24 protein-coding genes and 2 pseudogenes are annotated in these 21516 nt (G+C 64.6%); 13 read left to right on the forward strand and 13 right to left on the reverse strand.

Going from position 1 to position 21516, the window contains the following annotated elements; genetic code table 11:
* The first annotated feature begins 49 nt into the window (after window positions 1-49).
* Entirely contained in the window at window positions 50-196 is a 147-nt protein-coding gene (locus NF699_04885) for a hypothetical protein (protein USU06020.1), read from the forward strand.
* Window positions 193-573 carry a response regulator gene (locus NF699_04890; GenBank protein ID USU06021.1) on the forward strand — a complete coding sequence of 127 codons (381 nt, stop codon included), beginning with the start codon at window positions 193-195 and terminating at the stop codon, window positions 571-573. Before NF699_04885 ends, NF699_04890 begins: the two co-directional genes overlap by 4 nt.
* Here NF699_04890 and NF699_04895 read toward each other — a convergent pair.
* On the reverse strand, window positions 570-1013 hold the full coding sequence (locus tag NF699_04895; protein USU06022.1) for a hypothetical protein: 444 nt from the start codon (window positions 1011-1013) through the stop codon (window positions 570-572). The genes NF699_04890 and NF699_04895 overlap by 4 nt on opposite strands.
* Before the next feature lie 325 nt (window positions 1014-1338).
* Here NF699_04895 and NF699_04900 point away from each other — a divergent pair, with 325 nt between their 5' ends.
* Window positions 1339-1722 (forward strand): hypothetical protein, encoded by a 384-nt coding sequence (locus NF699_04900; protein USU06023.1) that lies wholly within the window; start codon window positions 1339-1341, stop codon window positions 1720-1722.
* A gap of 100 nt (window positions 1723-1822) precedes the next feature.
* Here NF699_04900 and NF699_04905 read toward each other — a convergent pair whose 3' ends face one another.
* Entirely contained in the window at window positions 1823-2104 is a 282-nt protein-coding gene (locus NF699_04905; GenBank protein USU06024.1) for a septum formation initiator family protein, read from the reverse strand.
* A gap of 71 nt (window positions 2105-2175) precedes the next feature.
* Window positions 2176-3453, reverse strand: coding sequence for a phosphopyruvate hydratase (eno, locus tag NF699_04910; protein ID USU06025.1), 1278 nt, complete (start codon window positions 3451-3453; stop codon window positions 2176-2178).
* 139 nt (window positions 3454-3592) lie between these two features.
* Here eno and NF699_04915 point away from each other — a divergent pair, with 139 nt between their 5' ends.
* From NF699_04915 to NF699_04935, 5 genes are all read left to right on the forward strand, one after another.
* On the forward strand, window positions 3593-4102 hold the full coding sequence (locus tag NF699_04915) for a hypothetical protein (GenBank protein USU06026.1): 510 nt from the start codon (window positions 3593-3595) through the stop codon (window positions 4100-4102).
* An 8-nt stretch (window positions 4103-4110) separates the two neighbouring features.
* Window positions 4111-4452, forward strand: coding sequence for a phage holin family protein (locus NF699_04920; protein USU06027.1), 342 nt, complete (start codon window positions 4111-4113; stop codon window positions 4450-4452).
* Window positions 4449-4802 (forward strand): DUF3618 domain-containing protein, encoded by a 354-nt coding sequence (locus NF699_04925; GenBank protein ID USU06028.1) that lies wholly within the window; start codon window positions 4449-4451, stop codon window positions 4800-4802. The genes NF699_04920 and NF699_04925 overlap by 4 nt, the downstream gene beginning before the upstream one ends.
* A 5-nt stretch (window positions 4803-4807) precedes the next feature.
* Complete coding sequence (locus NF699_04930; GenBank protein USU06029.1) at window positions 4808-5188, forward strand: hypothetical protein; 381 nt, start codon at window positions 4808-4810, stop codon at window positions 5186-5188.
* Window positions 5189-5297: 109 nt separating this feature from the next.
* Window positions 5298-5525 carry a DUF4170 domain-containing protein gene (locus NF699_04935; protein ID USU06030.1) on the forward strand — a complete coding sequence of 76 codons (228 nt, stop codon included), beginning with the start codon at window positions 5298-5300 and terminating at the stop codon, window positions 5523-5525.
* Window positions 5526-5851: 326 nt separating this feature from the next.
* Here the strand turns inward: NF699_04935 and greA are convergent, their stop codons facing one another.
* From greA to carA, 4 genes are all read right to left on the reverse strand, one after another.
* Window positions 5852-6328, reverse strand: coding sequence for a transcription elongation factor GreA (greA, locus tag NF699_04940; protein USU06031.1), 477 nt, complete (start codon window positions 6326-6328; stop codon window positions 5852-5854).
* 75 nt (window positions 6329-6403) lie between these two features.
* Window positions 6404-9727 carry a carbamoyl-phosphate synthase large subunit gene (gene carB / locus NF699_04945; GenBank protein USU06032.1) on the reverse strand — a complete coding sequence of 1108 codons (3324 nt, stop codon included), beginning with the start codon at window positions 9725-9727 and terminating at the stop codon, window positions 6404-6406.
* Complete coding sequence (locus NF699_04950) at window positions 9727-9999, reverse strand: hypothetical protein (GenBank protein USU06033.1); 273 nt, start codon at window positions 9997-9999, stop codon at window positions 9727-9729. Before NF699_04950 ends, carB begins: the two co-directional genes overlap by 1 nt.
* Complete coding sequence (carA, locus tag NF699_04955) at window positions 9996-11189, reverse strand: glutamine-hydrolyzing carbamoyl-phosphate synthase small subunit (protein ID USU06034.1); 1194 nt, start codon at window positions 11187-11189, stop codon at window positions 9996-9998. Before carA ends, NF699_04950 begins: the two co-directional genes overlap by 4 nt.
* A 143-nt stretch (window positions 11190-11332) precedes the next feature.
* Between carA and NF699_04960 the strand changes: the two genes are divergently transcribed.
* The 3 genes from NF699_04960 (at window position 11333) to rpoD (ending at window position 15935) form a co-directional block, all read left to right on the forward strand.
* Window positions 11333-11785 carry a GatB/YqeY domain-containing protein gene (locus NF699_04960; GenBank protein ID USU06035.1) on the forward strand — a complete coding sequence of 151 codons (453 nt, stop codon included), beginning with the start codon at window positions 11333-11335 and terminating at the stop codon, window positions 11783-11785.
* Between the two features lie 233 nt (window positions 11786-12018).
* A complete protein-coding gene (dnaG, locus tag NF699_04965) occupies window positions 12019-13899 on the forward strand; it encodes a DNA primase (GenBank protein ID USU06036.1) in 1881 nt (626 codons plus the stop codon).
* Complete coding sequence (rpoD, locus tag NF699_04970) at window positions 13899-15935, forward strand: RNA polymerase sigma factor RpoD (protein USU06037.1); 2037 nt, start codon at window positions 13899-13901, stop codon at window positions 15933-15935. Before dnaG ends, rpoD begins: the two co-directional genes overlap by 1 nt.
* 112 nt (window positions 15936-16047) lie before the next feature.
* Here the strand turns inward: rpoD and NF699_04975 are convergent, their stop codons facing one another.
* Window positions 16048-16851, reverse strand: a complete 804-nt coding sequence (locus NF699_04975) for a PDZ domain-containing protein (GenBank protein USU06038.1) — start codon at window positions 16849-16851, stop codon at window positions 16048-16050.
* Between the two features lie 173 nt (window positions 16852-17024).
* Window positions 17025-17690, reverse strand: coding sequence for a hypothetical protein (locus NF699_04980; GenBank protein ID USU06039.1), 666 nt, complete (start codon window positions 17688-17690; stop codon window positions 17025-17027).
* A 268-nt stretch (window positions 17691-17958) separates the two neighbouring features.
* On the opposite strand from NF699_04980, the gene NF699_04985 reads away from it, so the two are divergent.
* Both NF699_04985 and NF699_04990 read left to right on the forward strand, forming a co-directional pair.
* A complete protein-coding gene (locus tag NF699_04985) occupies window positions 17959-18939 on the forward strand; it encodes a ferritin-like domain-containing protein (GenBank protein ID USU06040.1) in 981 nt (326 codons plus the stop codon).
* Window positions 18940-18966: 27 nt separating this feature from the next.
* Window positions 18967-19956, forward strand: a complete 990-nt coding sequence (locus tag NF699_04990) for a ferritin-like domain-containing protein (protein USU06041.1) — start codon at window positions 18967-18969, stop codon at window positions 19954-19956.
* 72 nt (window positions 19957-20028) lie between these two features.
* Here the strand turns inward: NF699_04990 and rplS are convergent, their stop codons facing one another.
* The 4 genes and pseudogenes from rplS to NF699_05010 form a co-directional block, all read right to left on the reverse strand.
* Window positions 20029-20421: a 50S ribosomal protein L19 gene (gene rplS, locus NF699_04995; GenBank protein USU06042.1), complete on the reverse strand. Its 393-nt coding sequence runs from the start codon at window positions 20419-20421 to the stop codon at window positions 20029-20031.
* Window positions 20422-20426: 5 nt separating this feature from the next.
* Complete coding sequence (gene trmD, locus NF699_05000) at window positions 20427-21152, reverse strand: tRNA (guanosine(37)-N1)-methyltransferase TrmD (protein ID USU06043.1); 726 nt, start codon at window positions 21150-21152, stop codon at window positions 20427-20429.
* Window positions 21149-21250: pseudogene (locus NF699_05005) on the reverse strand (VapC toxin family PIN domain ribonuclease). The gene trmD and the pseudogene NF699_05005 overlap by 4 nt, the downstream one beginning before the upstream one ends.
* Window positions 21242-21487 (reverse strand): annotated as a pseudogene (locus NF699_05010) (VapC toxin family PIN domain ribonuclease). The pseudogenes NF699_05005 and NF699_05010 overlap by 9 nt, the downstream one beginning before the upstream one ends.
* Window positions 21488-21516: the final 29 nt, after the last annotated feature.

Here is a 21516-nt window from a genome sequence, read left to right on the forward strand (position 1 = left end):
CATCGGACCGATTGCAGCTTTGGCCAAAGCGCGCGATACCAATGCGATTATGGCCACGATTTCCGCAACCTGCCTTCAATGGATGTCGGTCGCTGGCGACGCGCATGCGGGCAGGCCGGGCCGCCTGGCGCCGCCATCGCGGGCCGGCGCGGGGTTGCTGCGACTGACGACGGTCGGCCGGCAGGCGCTCCGATGACGATCGACCTGCGCGACCGCCGCATCCTCATCGTCGAAGATGAATATCTCGTTGCGGACGATCTGGCGCTGGCGCTACGCGATGCCGGTGCGACGGTGGTCGGGCCGGTCGGCAGTGTCGCCGACGCATTGTCGCTGATCCGCGCTACCGCCCGGATCGACGGCGCGGTGCTGGACATCAATCTGCACGGCACGATGAGCTATCCCGTCGCCGAGCTACTGCTGGCGAGGGCGATACCGTTCCTGTTCGCGACCGGGTACGATGCATGTACGGTCGATGAAGCGTATCGATCGATCGTCCATCACGAAAAGCCGGTCATGCCCGCCGATATCATCGAATCGCTGTTCGCGATCGAGCAAATGACGAACCGCTTCTAGCGACGACCGCGCCTCGCCTCCGACTGTCGTGCCGATGCGATCGTATCGACGACCATCTCGTAGAATGCCGGCGAATAGCCCGATGCGAGGAACGCCTTCACCTCCGCCGATGCGATCGAATATCCTCGCTTCCAGCTTAGCACCGCGATACGGCGCAGCGCCTCCAGCTTCGGATCGGCGAGCTGGGGGCTGATCCGCACGCCGAACACCAGCCCAAGCCAACGCGATACCCGCCCCGGCTGGCGCAACGTCGCCAGACCGTCATGGCGGGCGATCCCGATGACCGACCGTTCGAGTTCCGTCAGCATTGGCCGCTCTTCCGCGACGATTACAGGGGCGTCCCGATCCACGACGATCGATCGGGGAAACGGAGCAGACGACATCGCGGTCACGCGCGCATAGCCGGCGTTGCCGGGCTCGGCGAAAGCAAGAAAGGCCATGGCGTCACTCCCGTTACGATCCGCGAACCATCCCATCGCTCCGCCGCTGCCTAGTAGCAGCGAAGTGTTGCGTCCGTTTTGCTGCCGCCGACCGGCATGCGTATTGATGATCGAAGGTCACGCGCGGTTTCGTCCGTCACCTTCTATACTGCTTGGTATATAACGCGAGCCCGCCGGCGTCAATGGTTTTCATACCGGTCAGTAGCAAAGATCCGCGACGAACGTCGGGAAAAAGGGCCGGGCCGCTCGATCGACGATCGCTCTGCCGGACGGAACACGATTGCACCCACCGCGCGTTGCCAGCCTGTCACATCAGGAGGTTACCATGTCTGACACGCCAAAGGTCGATCCCGGTCGCGATCGTCGAGGCAATCCGTTCGACAGCGAGGATGGATTTTACGGGCTCGACTACAACAAGGATCGGGAAGCCGAACTCGGTCGCCAGTTCCCCAGTGGCAAGGTCGCCGCGAAGCCGACCGACGCAGGCCCGCCGCGCGACCCTGCCCTGCCCCCGGAAAACGGCCGGCGCGCCTCGTTCGATCCGAAGACCGGTGCGGTACACGGCAGCGGTAGCAGTGCCGGCGGCGGCAATCCCGGCGAGGACTTCGCCAGCGATGCGGCGGCAGGCGACGGCTTCCCGATAACCGGCGGCGTAGGCTCGACGAAGAACGGCGATACGGATCTGGGACCGCCCCACTTCAAGGAGTGACAGGCCGCGCCATGCATTGGTGACAGGGGGCGAGATGAAAGGCGCCCCCAACCCGGCGGACCGACGACCGTGAGAAGACGGGAGGGCGATGCCTCCACCGTCACCTGAGCGGAACGATCACCTCATCGGGATGCGCCACGTTCAATTCCTTGCGCACCATCTCGTCCACCATATCCGGGTTTGCATGATCCGGATCGAGCAGCGCCACGCGGTTCTTCAGCACCGCCCGCTTCTGGTCCAACGCCGTGAATTGCTTCTCTCGCCGTGCCAGCTGCTTTTTATAGTCCCCGTACGCGAGGATGCCGTTCGGCCCCAGCACCGCATAGGCGCCGAAGAACGCCATGATCGTCAGCCCGAGGGCGGGCAACGCGGCGCGCCGCATCACCCTTCGAAACGCCGATTTCCGGACTGTCCGCGCCATAGGCTACATCCTCGCTCGCAACACGCCTGCGATCAAGCCTTGAGAACGCTGCGCCCGGCATAACGTGCCGCATCGCCGAGCTCTTCCTCGATACGGATCAGCTGGTTGTACTTGGCGAGCCGGTCGCTGCGCGCGAGGCTGCCGGTCTTGATCTGTCCGCAATTGGTCGCGACCGCGAGATCGGCGATCGTCGCATCCTCGGTTTCGCCCGAGCGGTGGCTCATCACCGCGGTATAGCGGTTGCGCTGCGCCATGTTGACCGCCTCCAGCGTCTCGGTCAGCGTGCCGATCTGGTTGACCTTCACCAGCAGCGAGTTGGCGTAGCCGCCGTCGATGCCGCGCTTGAGGCGCTTGGGGTTGGTTACGAACAGGTCGTCGCCGACCAGCTGGACCTTGTCACCGATCAGATCGGTGAGCGCCTTCCAGCCCTCCCAATCGTCCTCGCTCATGCCGTCCTCGATCGAGAAGATCGGATACCGGCGCGTCAGATCGGCGAGATATTCCGCCATCGCGCCGCTTTCGAGCACCTTGCCCTCGCCCGAAATGTCGTAGCGACCGTCCTTATAGAATTCGGTCGCAGCGCAATCCAGCGCCAGCATCACGTCGTCGCCAGGCGTATAGCCAGCCTTTTCAATGCTCTGCATGATAAAGCCGAGCGCTTCCTCGGTCGACGCGATGTTCGGCGCGAAACCGCCCTCGTCGCCGACGCCGGTCGCCAGCCCCTTGTCGTGCAGCGCCTTCTTGAGCGTGTGGAAAATCTCCGAACCGCAGCGCACCGCCTCGACGATGTTCTCGGCGCCCACGGGGACGATCATGAATTCCTGGAAATCGATCGGATTGTCGGCATGTTCGCCGCCGTTGATGATGTTCATCATCGGCACCGGCAGCACATGCGCCGACACGCCGCCGACATACTTGTACAGCGGCATGCCACGCGCTTCGGCTGCGGCCTTGGCGGCGGCGAGGCTGACGCCCAGGATCGCATTGGCGCCCAGCCGACCCTTGTTCTCCGTTCCGTCCAGTTCGATCATCGTGCGGTCGAGGTCAGCCTGATCCTCGGCATCCAGACCGATCAGCGCCTCGACCAGTTCGCCGTTCACCGCATCGATCGCGTCGTCGACACCCTTGCCGCCCCAACGGCTCTTGTCGCCGTCGCGCTTCTCGACCGCCTCGTGTGCGCCGGTCGACGCGCCCGACGGCACGGCGGCACGACCGAAGCTGCCGTCTTCCAGCAACACGTCGACTTCCACGGTGGGATTGCCTCGGCTGTCGAGGATCTGGCGGCCATGGATGTCGATGATTGCGGTCACGTAACGATGCTCCTACGTCTCGGGCGGGATGCGGCGGCCTCTACCCTGCCGGACGCGGTGCGGCAATCTCCCGAACGATCAGGGAACCGCACTCGCAACGACGGGGTTGAGGGTGTCGAACAACAGCAAAGGGCGCGTCATGGCCGATAACGACCTGAAACCGATCAACGACGGCGACATCACGCCACCCCCCGCCAGCACGGAATTCACGCCCGCAGAGCCGCTGAAGGATGCAGGCGTCGATTTCGATCCGGCATCGGGCGGCAGCAAGACCGAACAGGCGAAACAGACTGTAAAGGACTATTCGTCCAAATACGGTGCGCAGGCGACGGACAAGATTCGCACCCTGGCCGATACCGGCAAGGAACGTGCGGTGGGTGGTCTCGATCAGCTGTCGCAGATGATCAATGACGCTGCCGGTCAGGTCGACGAGAAGCTCGGCGCGCAATATGGCGAATATGCCCGTTCGGCGGCCGGCGCGGTCTCCAGCTTCTCCGAACAGATCAAGGGCAAGGACGTCGAGGAACTGCTAGACGAGGCGCGCGAATTCGTTCGCAAGAGCCCGGGCGTCGCCGTCGGTGTGGCCGCAGCGCTTGGCTTCGCGGTCGCCCGCATCGTCCAGTCCGGCATCGACGGCAACAAGGCCTGACCGGTCCCATGGCGGTGATCGAACAGGTGGCGGAGGACGAGGGCATCGGCACCCTAGTATCCCAGCTCGTCGAGGATGCCCGTGGGCTGGCCGGCGCCGAGGTTGCGCTGGTCAAGGCGCGGGTCGGCGAGCGGGCGAGCGCGTACAAGAATGCGGCGGTCTTCTTCGCCGTTGCGGGCGTGCTCGCACTGGCGGCGCTGATCGCGTTGCTGGTCGGGTTGATCCTCAGCCTCGCGACGCTGATCGGGCCCGGCCTCGCCACCGCCGCGGTGGTGATCGGCACGCTGGCGATCGCCGGCGTACTGGCGATCATCGGCAAGGGGCGTCTGACACCGGGGAAGCCGCAATGAGCACCGCCGATCCTTCGACCCGCCTCGCCGACGCCGAGCAGGAGGCCGCCGCGGCGCGCGAGCGCCTGTCCGCCACGCTCGGCAAGCTGCAGGTGAAGCTCAACCCCAGGACGCTGGCGTTGCAGGCGGCCCGCGACGTCACCGACAAGGGTGGCGCGGCGGCTCAAGCCAGCCTGAACGCCGCAGTGCGCAATCCCGGCGCGGTAGCCGGCGCCACCGCGGTAGCGGGCCTGTTCCTGGCCCGCCACCGGATCGCCAGCATGTTCCGCCGCAAACCCAAGCCGCACAAGCCGGGTTATCGCGATCACGAACCCGGCCTCGGCCCGCAAGACCAACTCCCACAAGGATGAACCCGATGTCCAATCTGCATACCCAGGACCGCATCGACGACGCCAAGCATGCCGCGAGCGACGCAGCGCATCGCGCCGCCGACGCGATCGAATCCAACCCGCTCGCCATCGTCGCCGGCGGCCTCGCCATTGGCGCACTGGCCGGTGCGCTTATCCCGCGTTCGGCAAAGGAAAAGGAACTGCTCGCCCCCGTCGGCCGCAGCCTCGGCGAACGGGCGCGGAGTGCGTTCCAGGCGGCGCGGGAAACCGGCACGAGCGAATTGCAGAACGCCGGCCTGTCGAAGGATGCGGCAAAGGATCAGGTCAAGTCGCTGTTCCAGGGCATCGCCAAAGCAGCGACCAGCGCCGGCTCCGCCGCCGCCAAGACCGCGGCCAACAAGGGCTGAACACCCGGCGGGATTGGCGATCATCGCCGGTTCCGCTGCCGTCGGGGGTTCAATACTGCAGCGCAACACGCTAGTGCCGCTGCCTGAACCTCACACCCGGGACACTCGCATGAGCAAGCTCCACCTCGTCTTCGGCGGTCGCGTTACCGATCCCCGTACACTCGAATTCGCCGACCCGTCGAAGCTGGAGGTCGTCGGTATCTTTGCGGACTATGCCAGCGCCGAAAAGGCTTGGCGCGCGAATGCGCAGCGCACCGTGGACGACGCCGAGATGAAGTTCGTGGTCGTTCACCTGCACCGCCTGCTCGAGCCGGAATTGCTCACGCCACCAGCTTGAGGTGCTTATCGCCCTCACGCTACTGCGTTATTCCCGCTAGGGCGGGAATCCATAATCAAGACGGCTAAGTCAGATCGCAGCAGGATCGACTAGTCATCCCCGCATTCGCGGGGATGATGTTGCGATGCGCCAGTTCAGCGACAGGTCAGACGCCCCCTCCCGGTAATCCCGGCGAACGCCGGGACCCATGGATGCGGTGAACTCAACACGGCGGGCACATCAGCGGCGGTGCGAAGCCGTGGGTCCCGGCGTTCGCCGGGATGACAGAAGTTGAAGCTCGATGAAGTGCCGACCGATGGTGGCGCTTCCCCCTCACCCCTTGGCGATCAAATAAACTCGATTTTCGACACGACGTAATACCGGTCACCCGCGGGCACCGACACCTCGACCTCTTCATCGACCTTGCGCCCAATGAGCGCCCGGCCCAGCGGCGAATTGTACGAAATCCGGCCGGTCTTGGCATTCGCCTCGGTCTGGCCGACGATCTGGTACTTCACCGGCTTGTCGTCGTCGTCGAGCAGCGTCACGGTAGCCCCGAACACCACCTTGTCACCCGACAGCTCCAGCGGATCGATGATCTGTGCACGGGACAATTTGTCCTCGATATCGCTGATCGTCGCCTCGTTCTGGCCCTGCTGCTCCTTCGCAGCATGATATTCGGCGTTTTCCGACAGATCGCCGTGCGCGCGCGCTTCCTCGATCGCATCCACGATCAGGGGACGCTCCGCTTTCAGACGCTTCAGGTCCGCGGTGAGCGTCTCATAGCCCTCCTGGAGCATCGGCATCTTTTCGACGGTCGCCATATCTACGTCCCCAATTCACTCTGACCCGTGCGCGCCTTTCACCGACGCGCCCGCACACATTCCATTATGTCGGGATTAGTTGTGCGACTGCGAATAATAGGATTGCAAGGGCCGGACTTCAAGATGCGTCACTCCGATCGCCGCCGCCGCCTGCACACTGGCAGGTGCCGTGGTGAAGTACGGGATCTTCTGCGCCAGCGCCGCCTGACGGATCGGCTTCGAATCCTTCAGGCTCTGCCAGCCTTCGGTCGTGTTGAAGATCAAGGTCACCTCGCCGTCCATGATCCGGTCGAGGATATGCGGCCGCCCCTGCGCCACCTTGTTGACCTTCTCGACCCCCAGACCGGCGAGCGCGAGGTAGTCCGCCGTCCCGCCGGTCGCCAGCACCTTAAACCCGCGCTCCAGCAGCGACTTCACCGCCGGCACGATATGCGGTTTGTCGCCGTCCTTGACGCTGACGAAGGCGGTGCCCCCGGTCGGCAGCACGGTACCCGCACCCAACTGCGACTTGGCGAAGGCGGTAGTGAAATCGGGATCGATCCCCATCACTTCGCCGGTACTCTTCATTTCCGGTGACAGCACCGGATCGATGCCGGGGAAGCGATTGAACGGGAACACCGCTTCCTTCACCGCATAATAATCGATGTGGCGATCGATCTTCGGCAGGTCGCGCAGCATCTCGCCCGCCATCACGCGGCTCGCGATCTTGGCGATGGGAACGCCGATCGCCTTGGCAACGAACGGCACGGTGCGCGATGCGCGCGGGTTCACCTCGATGAGGTAAACCTCGCCGTCCTTCACCGCGAACTGGATGTTCATCAGGCCCTTGACCGACAGCGCATGCGCCAGCGCCACCGTCTGCCGCTCGATCTCGGCGATCGTCTCCGGCGTCAGCGAATAGGGCGGGATCGAACAGGCGCTGTCGCCGGAGTGCACGCCCGCCTCCTCGATATGCTGCAACAGGCCGGCGACGACGACATCCTCGCCGTCGCAGATCGCATCGACATCGACCTCGATCGCGTCGCGCAGATATTGGTCGATCAGCACCGGCGAATCGCCCGACACCTGCACCGCGGTCTGGATGTAATCGTCGAGCTGCTGGAGCGAATCGACGATCTCCATCGCTCGCCCGCCGAGCACGTAGCTCGGCCGCATCAGCACCGGATAGCCGATGCGCTCCGCCGCCGCGACCGCCTCGTCGCGGCTGCGCGCGAGGCCGTTCGCCGGCTGCTTCAGCCGCAGCTTGTTGACCAGCGCCGCGAACCGCTCGCGATCCTCGGCCAGATCGATCGCGTCGGGCGAGGTTCCCAGGATCGGGATGCCCGCCTTCTCCAGCGCGCGCGCGAGGTTGAGCGGCGTCTGCCCGCCGAACTGCACGATCACCCCGACCAGCTCGCCGCGCGACTGCTCGACGTGCAGGATCTCCAGCACGTCCTCGGCGGTCAGCGGTTCGAAATACAGGCGGTCGGACGTGTCGTAGTCGGTGCTCACCGTCTCCGGGTTGCAGTTGATCATGATCGTTTCGTAGCCCGCATCCGCCAGCGCAAAGCAGGCGTGGCAGCAGCAATAGTCGAATTCGATCCCTTGCCCGATCCGGTTCGGGCCGCCGCCCAGGATCACTACCTTGCGACGATCGGAGGGCATGCTCTCGTCCTCGGGTTCGCCGAACGAGGGCGCCTCATAAGTCGAATACATATACGGCGTCTTGGCGTCGAATTCCGCCGCGCAGGTGTCGATGCGCTTGAACACCGGCCGCACACCGTGACGATGGCGCAGCGCCCGCACTTCCTCCTCGGTGACGCCTCCGGTCATCGCGACGACCGCTTCGTGGATCAGCCCCGATCCGCGAGCAATGCCGCGCTCCATACCCCGCAGATTGGCCGACTTCAGCGCCAGATAGGCGAGCCGTTTGTCGCTGAACCCCATCGACTTGAGCTTGCGAAGACCCGCTGCCTCGATCGGCAGGCCGTTCTTGCAGACCTCCGCCTCAGCCGCGACAATCTCTTCCAGCCGCTCGATGAACCACGGATCGAACTTGGCGATCGCGTGAATTTCCGCGACCGTGAAGCCCTCGCGCAAAGCCTGCGCGGCGACCAGCAGCCGGTCGGGTGTCGCCACCGCAAGCGCGGCTTCGATCTCCGCACGCGGCGCGCCGACCAGCCGCTCGACCGCGTTGAAGCCCGACAGGCCGGTCTCCAGCCCGCGCAACGCCTTCTGCATGCTCTCGTGGATATTGCGCCCGATCGCCATGACTTCGCCGACGCTCTTCATAGCCGTCCCGAGCACCGATTCCGCGCCCTTGAACTTTTCGAAGGCGAAGCGCGGGATCTTGGTGACGACGTAGTCGATCGTCGGTTCGAAGCTCGCGGGCGTCGCGCCGGTGATGTCGTTCTCGATCTCGTCGAGCGTATAGCCGACCGCCAGCTTGGCGGCGACCTTGGCGATCGGGAAGCCGGTCGCCTTCGATGCCAGCGCCGACGAGCGCGACACGCGCGGGTTCATCTCGATGACGACCAGTCGGCCGTCCTTCGGATTGACTGCGAACTGTACGTTGGAACCGCCTGTTTCGACACCGATTTCCCGGAGCACCGCGATCGATGCATTGCGCATGATCTGATATTCCTTGTCGGTCAGCGTCAGCGCCGGCGCGACGGTGATCGAATCGCCGGTGTGGACGCCCATCGGATCGACGTTCTCGATCGAGCAGATGATGATGCAATTGTCGTTGCGATCCCGCACCACCTCCATCTCGTATTCTTTCCACCCGAGCAGCGATTCCTCGATCAGCACCTCGGTGGTCGGCGATGCGTCGAGCCCCTTGCGGACCATGTCGACGAATTCGGAGCGGTTGTAGACGATGCCGCCGCCGGAGCCGCCCATCGTGAAGCTCGGCCGGATGATCGCGGGCAGGCCGGTGATCTGCAGCCCCGCCAGCGCCTCTTCGATCGTGTGCGCGATGGCGGAGCGGGCGCTTTCCAGCCCGATCTTGGTCATCGCATCCTTGAACTTCAGCCGGTCCTCGGCCTTGTCGATCGCCTCGGCATCCGCACCGATCATCGTCACGCCGTACTTCTCCAGCGTGCCGTCGTGAAACAACGCCAGCGCGGTATTAAGCGCCGTCTGCCCGCCCATCGTCGGCAGGACCGCGTCGGGCCGCTCCTTCTCGATGATCTTGGCGACGATCGCGGGCGTGATCGGCTCGACGTAGGTCGCATCGGCCAGCTCGGGGTCGGTCATGATCGTGGCGGGATTGGAATTGACGAGGACGATGCGATAGCCCTCCTCCTTCAACGCCTTGATCGCCTGCGTGCCCGAATAATCGAACTCGCATGCCTGACCGATAACGATCGGCCCCGCGCCGATCACGAGGATGGAGGAGATGTCGGTGCGTTTTGGCATTACTTGTCTTCCGAAATCTGTTCGTTGCCGACGAAGCCGATGTTCGGCATGTCGACCACCGCGCTGATCTTCCTGAGCATGCACTCGATCTTCTTATATTCTGCATCCGGATTAGCCTTGAACACGACTTCCCGGCCTCTCAGTTCGACCCACTTTCGCGGTGCGTGGCACGCATCGGCCATCGCATTCAGGCGTGCCTGGCTCATCTGGCGACGTGATGAGGAATGAGGGAGCGTCGCAGCCTGCACAGCAAGTGCGAGCAACGCACTCATGATGCCGACCGGCTAAGCGACCCGACAAACCGCTCGAACAGATACAGGCTATCCTGCGGCCCTGGCGACGCTTCAGGGTGATACTGCACGCTGAACGCCGGCCGATCCGTCAGTTCCAGCCCGGCGTTCGACCCGTCGAACAGTGACACATGTGTCTCCCGAACGTTAGCCGGCAGGCTGTCGCGCTCGACCGCGAAGCCGTGGTTCATGCTGGTGATCTCGACGGCGCCATCGCTCAGCCGCTTGACCGGGTGGTTGGCGCCGCGATGGCCCTGGAACATCTTGGTCGTGGTCGCGCCCACCGTCAGCCCCAGCAACTGGTGGCCGAGGCAGATGCCGAACAGCGGCTTTCCCGTATCGAGCAATTGCCGGATCACCGGCACCGCATATTCGCCCGTCGCAGCAGGGTCGCCTGGGCCGTTGGACAGGAAGATGCCGTCCGGGTTCTGCGCCATGACCTCGTCGAACGTCGCCTCTGCGGGCAGCACCGTCACCTTCGCACCGGCCTGAACAAGGTTGCGGAAGATGTTGTGCTTGCTGCCGTAATCGATCGCGACGACGTGCGGTCGCTCGCCGCCTTCGTCCCCACCATAGCCGAAGCCCAGCCGCCACGGGCCGCCCTCGCGTGTCTCGCCCCAGGCGTAATGCGTCTCGGTCGACACGCTCTTGGCGAGGTCCATTCCCTCCAGCCCCGGCCACGCCCGTGCCATCGCCAGCAGCGCGTCGAGATCGAACACCCCGTCCGCCGCATGCGCGACTACGCCGTTCGGAGCGCCACCGCTGCGGATGCGCCGCGTCAGCGCCCGCGTGTCGATCCCCGACAGGCCGATCCGGGCATGGCGCTGCATCCAGCCGTCCAGCCGCTCGACCGCGCGGAAATTCGACGCCGCGGTCACGTCCTCGCGCACGATCATGCCCAGCGCATGCGGCGCATCCGCCTCGATATCGTCCGGGTTCGCGCCGACGTTGCCGATGTGCGGGAAGGTGAAGGTGATGATCTGCCCCGCGAACGACGGGTCGGTCATGATCTCCTGATAACCGGTCATCGCGGTGTGAAAACACACCTCGCCGACCGCCGCGCCCTCCGCGCCGAAGCCGCGGCCCCACGCGACGTCGCCGCTCGCGAGAACCAGAACGCCGGTCGCACCCTCAGGTTTGGCGGGCATGGCAATGGGCTTGGCGTCGGCCATGGCTTGGCGGGCACTCCGGTTGGTTTCGTCTATGTCGCTAAGCGGTGGCCGCTAGACCCCTGCCCCCCTCAGGTCAACCGGTTCACGGGCAGCCGTTCCTCCGCTAGGTCGTCCGCTTCACCGTCATCTTCGAGAGCTTCCCCATGATTCGCGACGACATCAAGGCCGCACAGGTCACCGCCATGAAGGCCGGCGACAAGGAAGCGCGCAACGCGATCAGTCTGATCCAGGCCGCGATCAAGAACCGCGACATCGAACTGCGCACCGGTACCGCGCCCGCCGACGACGATGCGGTGGTGGTCGAGGTGTTGCAGAAGATGGTCAAGCAGCGCCGCGAATCGATCACGATGTACGAGACGGGCGGGCGTCAGGAGCTTGCCGATGCCGAGAAGGCGGAGGTCGCGGTGATCGAACGCTTCCTGCCTGCGCAGATGAGCGAGGCCGATACCGTGGCGGCGATCGAGGCGATCAAGGTGGAACTCGGCGCATCGGGGATGAAGGACATGGGTCGCGTGATGGCGGAGCTGAAGGCGCGGCATGCGGCCAACCTCGACATGAGCAAGGCGAGCGGGCTGGTGAAGGCGTCCCTATCCTGAGGAAAGGGAAGCCCTGTCCTACAAGGAACCCCCTGTCCTACACGGAACAAAGTGTGTACGCTTGTTGCCTACGCTCTTTCCCATCGTCGATCGTTCACGCACCCCGGCCGGGCAGGTCACCCGCCGGGAAGGTGTTTCCGAACCCGACGTAGTGGCAAGTTTGGCAACTTCCGCGGCTTCGAAGGTCGAGATTTGCCGCGCGGCCCCGCTTCGTTCATGGTAGAATCAGCCGCATGAGCCTGTCTCCGCAGTTCCTTGACGAGCTCCGCGCCCGCACCTCGCTGTCGGCGCTGATCGGCAAGACGACCAAGCTGCAAAAGGCCGGGCGCGAGATGCGCGGGTGTTGCCCGTTCCACAACGAGAAGACTCCGTCGTTCTACGTCAACGACGACAAGGGCTTCTACCATTGCTTCGGCTGCTCCGCGCACGGTGACGCGATCAAGTGGATGACGGACCAGCGCGGCCTGCCGTTCATCGATGCGGTCAAGGAACTCGCGCAGGCCGCCGGGCTCGAGATGCCGGCGCAGGACCGCGCCTCCGCCGCCAAGGCCGAGCGTGCCAAGGGCCTGCACGATGCGATGGCCGACGCCGCGACCTGGTTCACCGAACAACTGGGCGGCATCGGCGGCAGCGAGGCCCGCGCCGTGCTCGCGAAACGCGGCATCTCCCCCGACACCGCGCGCACCTTCGGCATGGGCTTTTCCCCCGACAGCCGCGGCAAGCTGAAGACCGCGCTGAAGGACTACGGCGACCCCGCGCTGGTCGAATGCGGGCTGCTGATCCAGGTCGAGGGGAAGGCCCCGTACGACCGGTTCCGCGGCCGGCTGATGATCCCGATCCGAGACGCGCGCGGGCGGACGATCGCCTTCGGTGGCCGCGTCATTGGTGAGGGCGAACCGAAATATCTTAACTCCCCCGATACGCCGCTCTTCGACAAGGGCCGCACGCTCTACAATCTCGACCGCGCCGCCCCGGCCGCACGCAAGGCCGCCCGCGTGCTGGTGGTCGAGGGCTATATGGACGTCATCGCTTTGTCGCAGGCGGGCATTCACGAAGCCGTCGCGCCGCTCGGCACCGCACTGACCGAAGCGCAGCTGGAGCGGCTGTGGCGGATGGTCGACGTGCCGATCCTTTGCTTCGACGGCGACAGCGCCGGGCAGAAGGCGGCGTTGCGGGCGGCGGCGCGCGCGATGCCATTGCTCGGCAACGGTCGAAGTCTGTCGTTCATCACCCTCCCACAGGGGCAGGACCCCGACGATCTGGTCAAGGCGGGCGGCGCGCAGGCGATGGAGGCGCTGCTCCAGCAGCCGCAGCCGCTGGTTGATCGCCTCTGGCAAAGCGAGGTCGCCGCCGGCCCGCTCGATACACCCGAACAGCGCGCCGGCCTGAAGCAGCGCCTGGCAGAGCTCGCCGCGACGATCGCCGATGCCTCGGTCCGGCGCGAATATGAGAACGACTTCAAGAACCGCTTCTACGAACATTTTGCGCCGAAGCGCCGCGTCTTCACCCCCAACGCCCCTCGGCCGCAGGGCAAGCGCGGCAGCGACGGGCAGTGGAAACAGCCGATCGCGCCGCCGACCGAGGACGTAAAGGCGTTCCACGCCGTCGGCATCGACCGCGTACTCGCCAAAGCGGTACTGGCCGGACTGATCCGCCATCCCGTGGAAATCGCCCGGCATATGGAGGTGCTCGGCAGCCTCAAGCTGGTGGGCGGGCCGCTCGGCCGGCTGTTTGAGGCGGTGGTCGACGTCGCGCTGGAGGATCAGGCGCTTGATAGCGCGGCCCTGCGCACCATATTGGCACGAAGCGGTTTTGATTCAGTCGCGAGCGAACTGCTGAGAGCCGATACGATGCCCTATTCGTTCACGCAAAGCGGCGGTGATCCGGACCGCGCCCGAGCCGACCTAGACGAAGCGATCGCCATCATGGTGGCGCGTCCCGAGGTCGATCTGGCGCTGATGGAGGCGACCGCTTCGATGCAGACGCACTTCACCCACGAGGCGTTCGAACGGCAGGTGGCATTGGTGAAAGAGAAACAGGCGTTGGAGCTTCGACTTGCAAATTTGGTGCAGTCGAACGAAGACGCCCGAGCGTTGGGATCCGAGGGCAATTGATGGCGAAAGTTAACGGTAACGGTGGCGATGAGGGTGGTGACGTGACCGACGCGCCGCTGATCGACCTCAATGATGCCGATATCAAGAAGCTGGTCGCCCGCGCCAAGAAGCGTGGGTACATCACCTACGACCAGCTCAACGAGGCGCTGCCGCAGGACCAGATGTCGTCCGACCAGCTCGAGGACATCATGTCCGCGCTCAACGAGATGGGCGTCAACATCGTCGAGAACGACGAAGCGGGCGATGACGGCGACGAGAAGGAGCAAGCCGAGGACGACGAGCCGGAGGTCGTCGAGGTCGACGGCGACGGCACCGCCGCGCCTGCGCTAGAGACCAAGAAGAAGGAAACCGTCGATCGTACCGACGATCCGGTCCGCATGTACCTGCGCGAGATGGGAGCCGTCGAGCTGCTGTCGCGCGAGGGCGAGATCGCGATCGCCAAGCGGATCGAGGCCGGCCGGGACACGATGATCCTCGGCCTGTGCGAATCGCCGATCACCTTCAACGCGATCATCGACTGGTCGACCCAGCTCAACGAAGGCACAATGCAGCTGCGCGAGATCCTCGATCTCGATGCGATGCTGTCCAAGGGACCTTCGCCCGAGCAGGTCGAGGGTGCCGAGGACGACGAATCGGGCGAGATCAGCGAAAAGACCGCCGGCGCCAGCTTCAAGGACGAGCCCGAGCCCGAAGAGGCGTCGGCCGACGAGGACGACGAATCCGGTGAGCCGCGCGCGCCGCGTCCGTCCGACGACGAGGATGAGGACAACACCCTCAGCCTTGCGCAGATGGAAGAAACGCTCAAGCCACAGGCGCTGGAGCGGTTCGCCAACATCACGGCGCTCTACAAGAAGTTCAGCAAGATCCAGCAGGCGCGCCTCGATGCGATGACCGCTGGTGGCGAGTTGTCGGCGTCGGACGAGCGCAAGTATCACAAGCTGCGCGAGGAGCTGACCGCCGAGGTCGAGAGCGTCCAGTTCCACAACGCCAAGATTGAATATCTGGTCGATCAGCTGTATGCCTACAACCGGCGCCTGACCGCGCTGGGCGGACAGATGCTGCGCCTCGCCGAGCGTCACAAGGTGAGCCGCAAGGACTTCCTCGACCGCTACGTCGGCCACGAGCTGGACGATACGTGGCTGCAGACGGTCGGCAAGCTCGACAAGAAGTGGGTTGCATTCGCCACCAACGAGGGCGAGGCGGTCGACCGCATCCGCGGCGAGATCAGCGAGATTTCGCAACAGACCGGCATGGCGCTCCCCGAGTTCCGCCGCATCGTCAACATGGTGCAGAAGGCGGAGCGCGAGGCGCGTATCGCCAAGAAGGAGATGGTCGAGGCGAACCTGCGCCTCGTGATCTCGATCGCCAAGAAGTACACGAACCGCGGCCTTCAGTTCCTGGATCTGATCCAGGAGGGCAACATCGGCCTGATGAAGGCGGTCGATAAGTTCGAATATCGCCGCGGCTACAAGTTCAGCACGTACGCGACGTGGTGGATTCGGCAGGCGATCACCCGCTCGATCGCGGATCAGGCGCGGACCATCCGCATCCCGGTTCATATGATCGAGACGATCAACAAGCTGGTCCGCACCAGCCGCCAGTTCCTCCACGAGCAGGGCCGCGAGCCGACGCCGGAAGAGATGGCGGAGCGCCTCTCGATGCCGCTCGAGAAGGTCCGCAAGGTGATGAAGATCGCCAAGGAGCCGATCTCCCTCGAAACGCCGATCGGCGACGAGGAGGATTCGCATCTCGGCGACTTCATTGAGGACAAGAATGCGGTCATTCCGGTGGATGCGGCGATTCAGGCGAACCTGAAGGAAACGGTCACCCGCGTCCTCGCCTCGCTGACGCCGCGTGAGGAACGCGTGCTGCGCATGCGCTTCGGCATCGGCATGAACACTGATCATACACTCGAAGAGGTCGGCCAGCAGTTCAGCGTGACACGCGAACGCATTCGTCAGATCGAGGCGAAGGCGCTGCGCAAGCTCAAGCACCCGAGCCGCAGCCGCAAAATGCGCTCGTTCCTCGACCAGTGAGCATCGATCGGCAGGAGCCACCGGGCTTCTGCCGATCAGCGTATTATTCGCAGTCGATACGCCATTGGCAGAATGAAGGTCGGGCAGATGCTGCCAGCCTTGTTCTGCCAACCTACCGTATGCCGGGCACGTCCATCGCGACGAGATCTACCGTGATCGGTGCGGCATCACGTTGAACCGTCAGGTGCACCGGGTCCCCCGGTCGCAGCTTTGCCATCAGCTTCGTTGCCACTTCATAGTCGCCGAAGGTCTTGCCATTGATGGCGTGGATGACATCGCCGACACGCATCTGCGCCAGCGCCGCCGGGCTGCCGGCATCGACGTCGCCGACGACGAGGCCTCTTGTCTTGCGGGTTCCATCTCCGGTCGCATCGCTGACCTGATCGGTGCGGAAGCCCAGATATGCGATGCGCTCGAACCGGGTGCCTGGTGCGAACCGACCGCCTGCCAGCGCCAGTATATTGATCAGCCCGTTGAACGTATTCTCGTCTTCGATCGCTTTTCGCACTGGCGTCACACCCGATACGGCCGGAAAGAACCGGGCCGCCTGTGCCCGTACCACCGTACCACCGCGCTTCGCAGCGAGCAGAAAGACGACCTCCTTGCGCACCGGCACCGCCGTACCGGTCGCTATCAGGTAACGCAGGTCGCCCGCATTGGCGCCCGCCATCTGGACGATGGTGGTTTCGCTGGTGGGTACATCGCAGCGTAACGTGTCGCGCATGCTGCCCTTCCAGCGGACGCTCCAGCCGATCTTTTCACACAGGCCCGCCAGCGTCGCCCGCGTGTTCGCCACATCCGATGCGAACAGCATCTCGGCGTCGCCGGAACTCGTAACGACGCGCTTCTTGATCGTCGCGGGCACGGGCCTGCGTTGCGCCTCTGCCAACAGCGGCATGAAGGCCATGGCCATCATGGCAACGGCATGAACGGCTTTCCGTCGACAGTCAGGCATGTCCGTCACTCCCGCATCATCCCGATAGCTTTACGTCAATTCATACGGCAATCGATCGACTGTCCATCGAAATGACGTGTCAGCACCTTCACGGCAAGTCGTTCTGCCGCCTGCCGATCCAGCATCACCACCATTTAGTCGTCGATCTGCCCGAAGGGCAGCAAGCGTGCCGCCAGCGTTCGGGTCGCGCCCGCATTGCCGGATTGGATCGAGGCCAGTATCGCAGCGGCGGCACGACGCATCACGCGATCGAAAGCTGTAGGCGCACCCGCCCGGCTCGCAAATTCGGCAAGCGCGCGCCCCTTCGGATCGCCTGCATCCTGTTCCAGCCGCAACAGCGCCGCCACGCCGGCGTAGATCGCCCGGTTGCCCCCACCCGCCACAGCGCGGTCCAGCGCAGCGAGGCCGACACTCTTCTGTGCGCCCAGAGCCGCACGACCGATCATGCCCCCCAGCTTGAACACCGCACCCATGTGCCAGGCGCCCAGGCCCAGCTGCGGCTCGGGATCGAGTGGCGCCTTTGCCGCGAGCGCCTCGAACATCTTGCGAGCCGCGATCGCATCGGCCCTGCTGCCGTTCATCTTGGCGCGATAGCTGCGAGCCGTGGCCTGCATCAACAGCGCCTCCCGATCGCCGGGTGCGTGGGCCAGCACCGAAGCCGCCAGTCGTTCCGCCTCGCCGATGCTTTGCAACGCCGCCGGTTTGCTGCGAGCCGAGAACGATGCCTGGGTCAGGACGTCCCGCGCCGATTGCGCGGCTGCCGGCGCAACCGTCAACGCGGCCGCGGCGAAAAGCGTCATCACCCTGAATATCATGCGCCGCCTTCTCCGGTCCGGTTCGTCGCGGCGAAGACAGCACATTGCCGTCGCCGCGGCAATGCGCGTCAGCTGCTTTGACAATCCCGAACACACATCAACAACTTCGTAGCATCATACCCGTAACATCCTATAAATACGTCATTTATTTGCTGTATCGGGCATCCTTTCATCGTGATGAACGTAACGTTCTCAGGGATCAGGGCCGCCACGCCTGTTGGACCCTTGCCGAATGTCAGGGAGGTTACGAACGATGATGGAGTCAGATCAGCTGATCCATACGATGGACGCGCGCGTCCGGCGCCGTGAAGACCGTCGGGCTTTTTTCAAGACCGCGATCGGTGCCGCCGCTATCGGTGCGACGCTTTCCATTCCACTGGACGCCGCTGCGCAGACCGCGCCGTCGGATGCGGATATCCTCAACTTCGCGCTGAACCTCGAATATCTCGAAGCGCAATTCTACGCTTATGCGGCCAACGGCACCGGCCTTGCCTCCAACCTGCTCACCGGCAGCGGCACGCAGGGGTCCGTCAATGGCGGGCGTCAGGTGACCTTCACCGATCCCGTCGTACGCCAATATGCGCGGGAGATCGCAGCGGACGAGGTGGCGCATGTCGCCTTCCTGCGCAACGCGCTCGGCACCAGCACCGTCGCACAGCCGGCGATCGACATCGGCGTCGGCCCCAACACCGCCTTTTCGAATGCGGCCCGCGCTGCCGGCCTGATCGGCGCCGGAGCGACTTTCGATCCCTATGCCAATGACGAGAATTTTCTGCTCGGCGCGTTCATCTTTGAGGATGTCGGCGTTACCGCCTACAAGGGCGCATCGCCGCTGATCACCAACAACACCTACCTAGATGCCGCCGCCGGCATTCTGGCGGTGGAGGCGTTCCATGCCGGGCTGATCCGCAACGCGCTTTACGCCAAGGGCATCGGTGCATCGACCCTGCGCACGGCTTCGGAGTCGATCTCCAACGCCCGTGACACGCTCGATGGCCCTGCGGATCTCGACCAGGGCGTTGCCACGCAAACCGTGCCTTACGTTAATACCGGCGGCACCACCGTCAACGTCCAAGTCAGCAACATCGCGCCGACCGACGCCAACGGCATCGCCTTCAGCCGGACGCCCGCGCAGGTGCTCAACATCGTCTATCTGACCGCCGGCACGTCCGCTTCGTCGGGCGGCTTCTTCCCCAACGGCGTCAACGGCACGCTCCGCACGACCGCCGCCTGACGATACCGAACCAGGGAGAGACCCGTTATGACCGACCAGACCACGATCCTCGACATGATGGAAAGCGCCGGCCACGCCCGCGCCGCCCGACGCCGTTTCATCCGCTTGTGTGGCGGCGCTGCCGCGATGGCAGGCGGCCTGACGTTGTTGTCCGCCTGTGACGACGACGACGAGCAATCAACGCCGTTCCCTACGCCAACCCCTACCCCCACCCCGTCCGCAAACGTCGATGTGGACATCCTCAACTTCGCGCTTAGCCTCGAATATCTCGAAGGTGCCTATTACAACCAGGCGGCGTTCGGACAGCCGGTCCGCGCCGACCTGACCACGGGCGCCGGCACGCAAGGCGCGGTTACCGGCGGTCGTCAAGTGAACTTCACCGATCCCGTCGTCGCAGACTATGCGCGCGAAATCGCTTTTGACGAAACCGCGCATATCCGTTTCCTCCGCACGTCGCTGGGCAGCGCCGCGGTGGCACAGCCCGCCATCAACATCGCGGGAGATGCCACCGGTGCGTTTACGGCGGCAGCGCGCGCTGCAGGCGTGATCGGCGCAACCGAGACGTTCGATCCCTATGCCAATGACGAGAACTTCCTCGTCGGCGCTTATCTGCTGACCGATGTCGGGGTCACAGCCTATCGCGGCTCGGCACGGCTGATCACGAACAAGACGTTTCTGGAAGCATCGGCCGGTATTCTCGCCACTGAATGCTACCATGACGCCGCGATCCGCAGCACATTGTGGTCGAAGGGGCTGACGCGATCGGCGATCTACGGCAACATCACCAAAATCAGCGACACGCGCGATACGCTGGATGGCGCTGGTGACACCGATCAGGACATCGGCAATGCGACGACCGCCAACTTCGTGCCGGCGGTCACCAATGGTTTGGCGCTTGGCCGAACCGCGCCGCAGGTGCTGAACGTGGTGTACCAGAACCGCGCAGCAGTCACGTCCGGTGGCTTCTTCCCGGCGGGTGTCAACGGCAATATCCGGACCAGCGCTGCCAATACCTGATCCGCGACCACATCAAAAAGGGCGCGGAGGTCATCCTCCGCGCCCTTCCTTGTATCCAAAGACCGGCCGGGATTACTCCGCGGCGACGGTGCCCTTGGCCGGACGCGTGTCGCGGCGCTCGGCGATACGCGCCGACTTACCGGTGCGGCCGCGCAGATAGTACAGCTTGGCACGACGGACGGCGCCCTTGCGGACCACGTCGATCGAATCGATGTTCGGCGAGTACAGCGGGAAGACGCGCTCGACGCCCTCGCCGAAGCTGATCTTGCGAACGGTGAACGACGAGCCCATGCCCTTGTTCGAACGCGCGATGCACACGCCTTCGTAGTTCTGGACGCGGGTGCGCTCGCCTTCGACGACCTTCACGCCGACCTTCAGCGTATCGCCGGGACGGAATTCGGGGATCGCGCGCTTGGCGGTCAGCTTTTCGATCTGCTCGGCTTCGAGCTGCTGGATGATGTTCATAAACTTCAGTCCTTCGTTCGCCGCGCGCCAGAGGGAGGCTTGACCCGAGCGCCCTCATGGCGCTCCCACAGGTCCGGCCTCCGTAGCCGTGTATCGGTCTCGGCCATCGACTTGCGCCAGGCCGCGATCCTCGCATGATCCCCCGATCGCAGCACTTCGGGGATCGTGCGCCCTTCCCATTCATATGGTCGGGTATATTGCGGATATTCGAGCAGCCCCGTTTCGAAGCTCTCGTCCACACCGCTTGAAGCCGCGCCCATTACGCCGGGGAGCAGCCGAATGCAAGCATCGAGCAGGACGAGCGCCCCCATCTCGCCGCCCGACAGGATATAGTCGCCGATCGACACCTCCTCGATCTCGCGACCTTCGAAGATGCGCTCGTCGAAGCCCTCGAACCGGCCGCAGAGGACGATCGCGCCGGGGCCGGCGGCGATCTCGCGGACGCGGGCCTGGGTGAGCGGCCGACCGCGCGGCGTCATCGCGAGGATCGGGCGATCGTCGGCGACGCTGTCGATCGCGGCGGCGAGCACGTCGGCGCGCAGCACCATGCCGGCGCCGCCACCCGCAGGCGTGTCGTCAACCGAGCGGTGCCTGTCGGTGGCGAAGTCGCGAATCTGCACGGGGTCGCACGCCCAGCTACCCTCCCGCAGCGCGCGTCCGGCGAGCGACGCGCCAAGCTGGCCGGGGAACATCTCGGGGTAGAGCGTCAGGATCGTGGCGGTGAAGGTCATCGGGTCCAGTTCTCGACAGACAGGCCGGGGATGTCGTCGAAGTCGCCTTCGTTATTGGTGACGACGATCAGTCCCAGAGCAATGGCGTGCGCACCGATCAGCCGGTCGAAGCGCCCGCGCCTGAACGGAACACGCTGATAGACTTCAGCCGCCGCATCTCCGAATGGCAGCACCCTGCACACTGTGAAGAACGCCTTCGTCGCCGCCATAGCTCGCGCATTCGAGGGGTCGACCCCCCGCAAGACCTCCGCATACGTGATGGAGGACGCGGCGATCTCACCGGGGGCGCACGCCTCGACACGCGCCCGGGCGACGTCCGAAAGACCTTCCAACACGTAGATACAGATGTTCGAATCGAGCAGGT

Source organism: Sphingomonadaceae bacterium OTU29LAMAA1 (genome assembly GCA_024072375.1).
Classification (GTDB): Bacteria; Pseudomonadota; Alphaproteobacteria; order Sphingomonadales; family Sphingomonadaceae; genus Sphingomonas.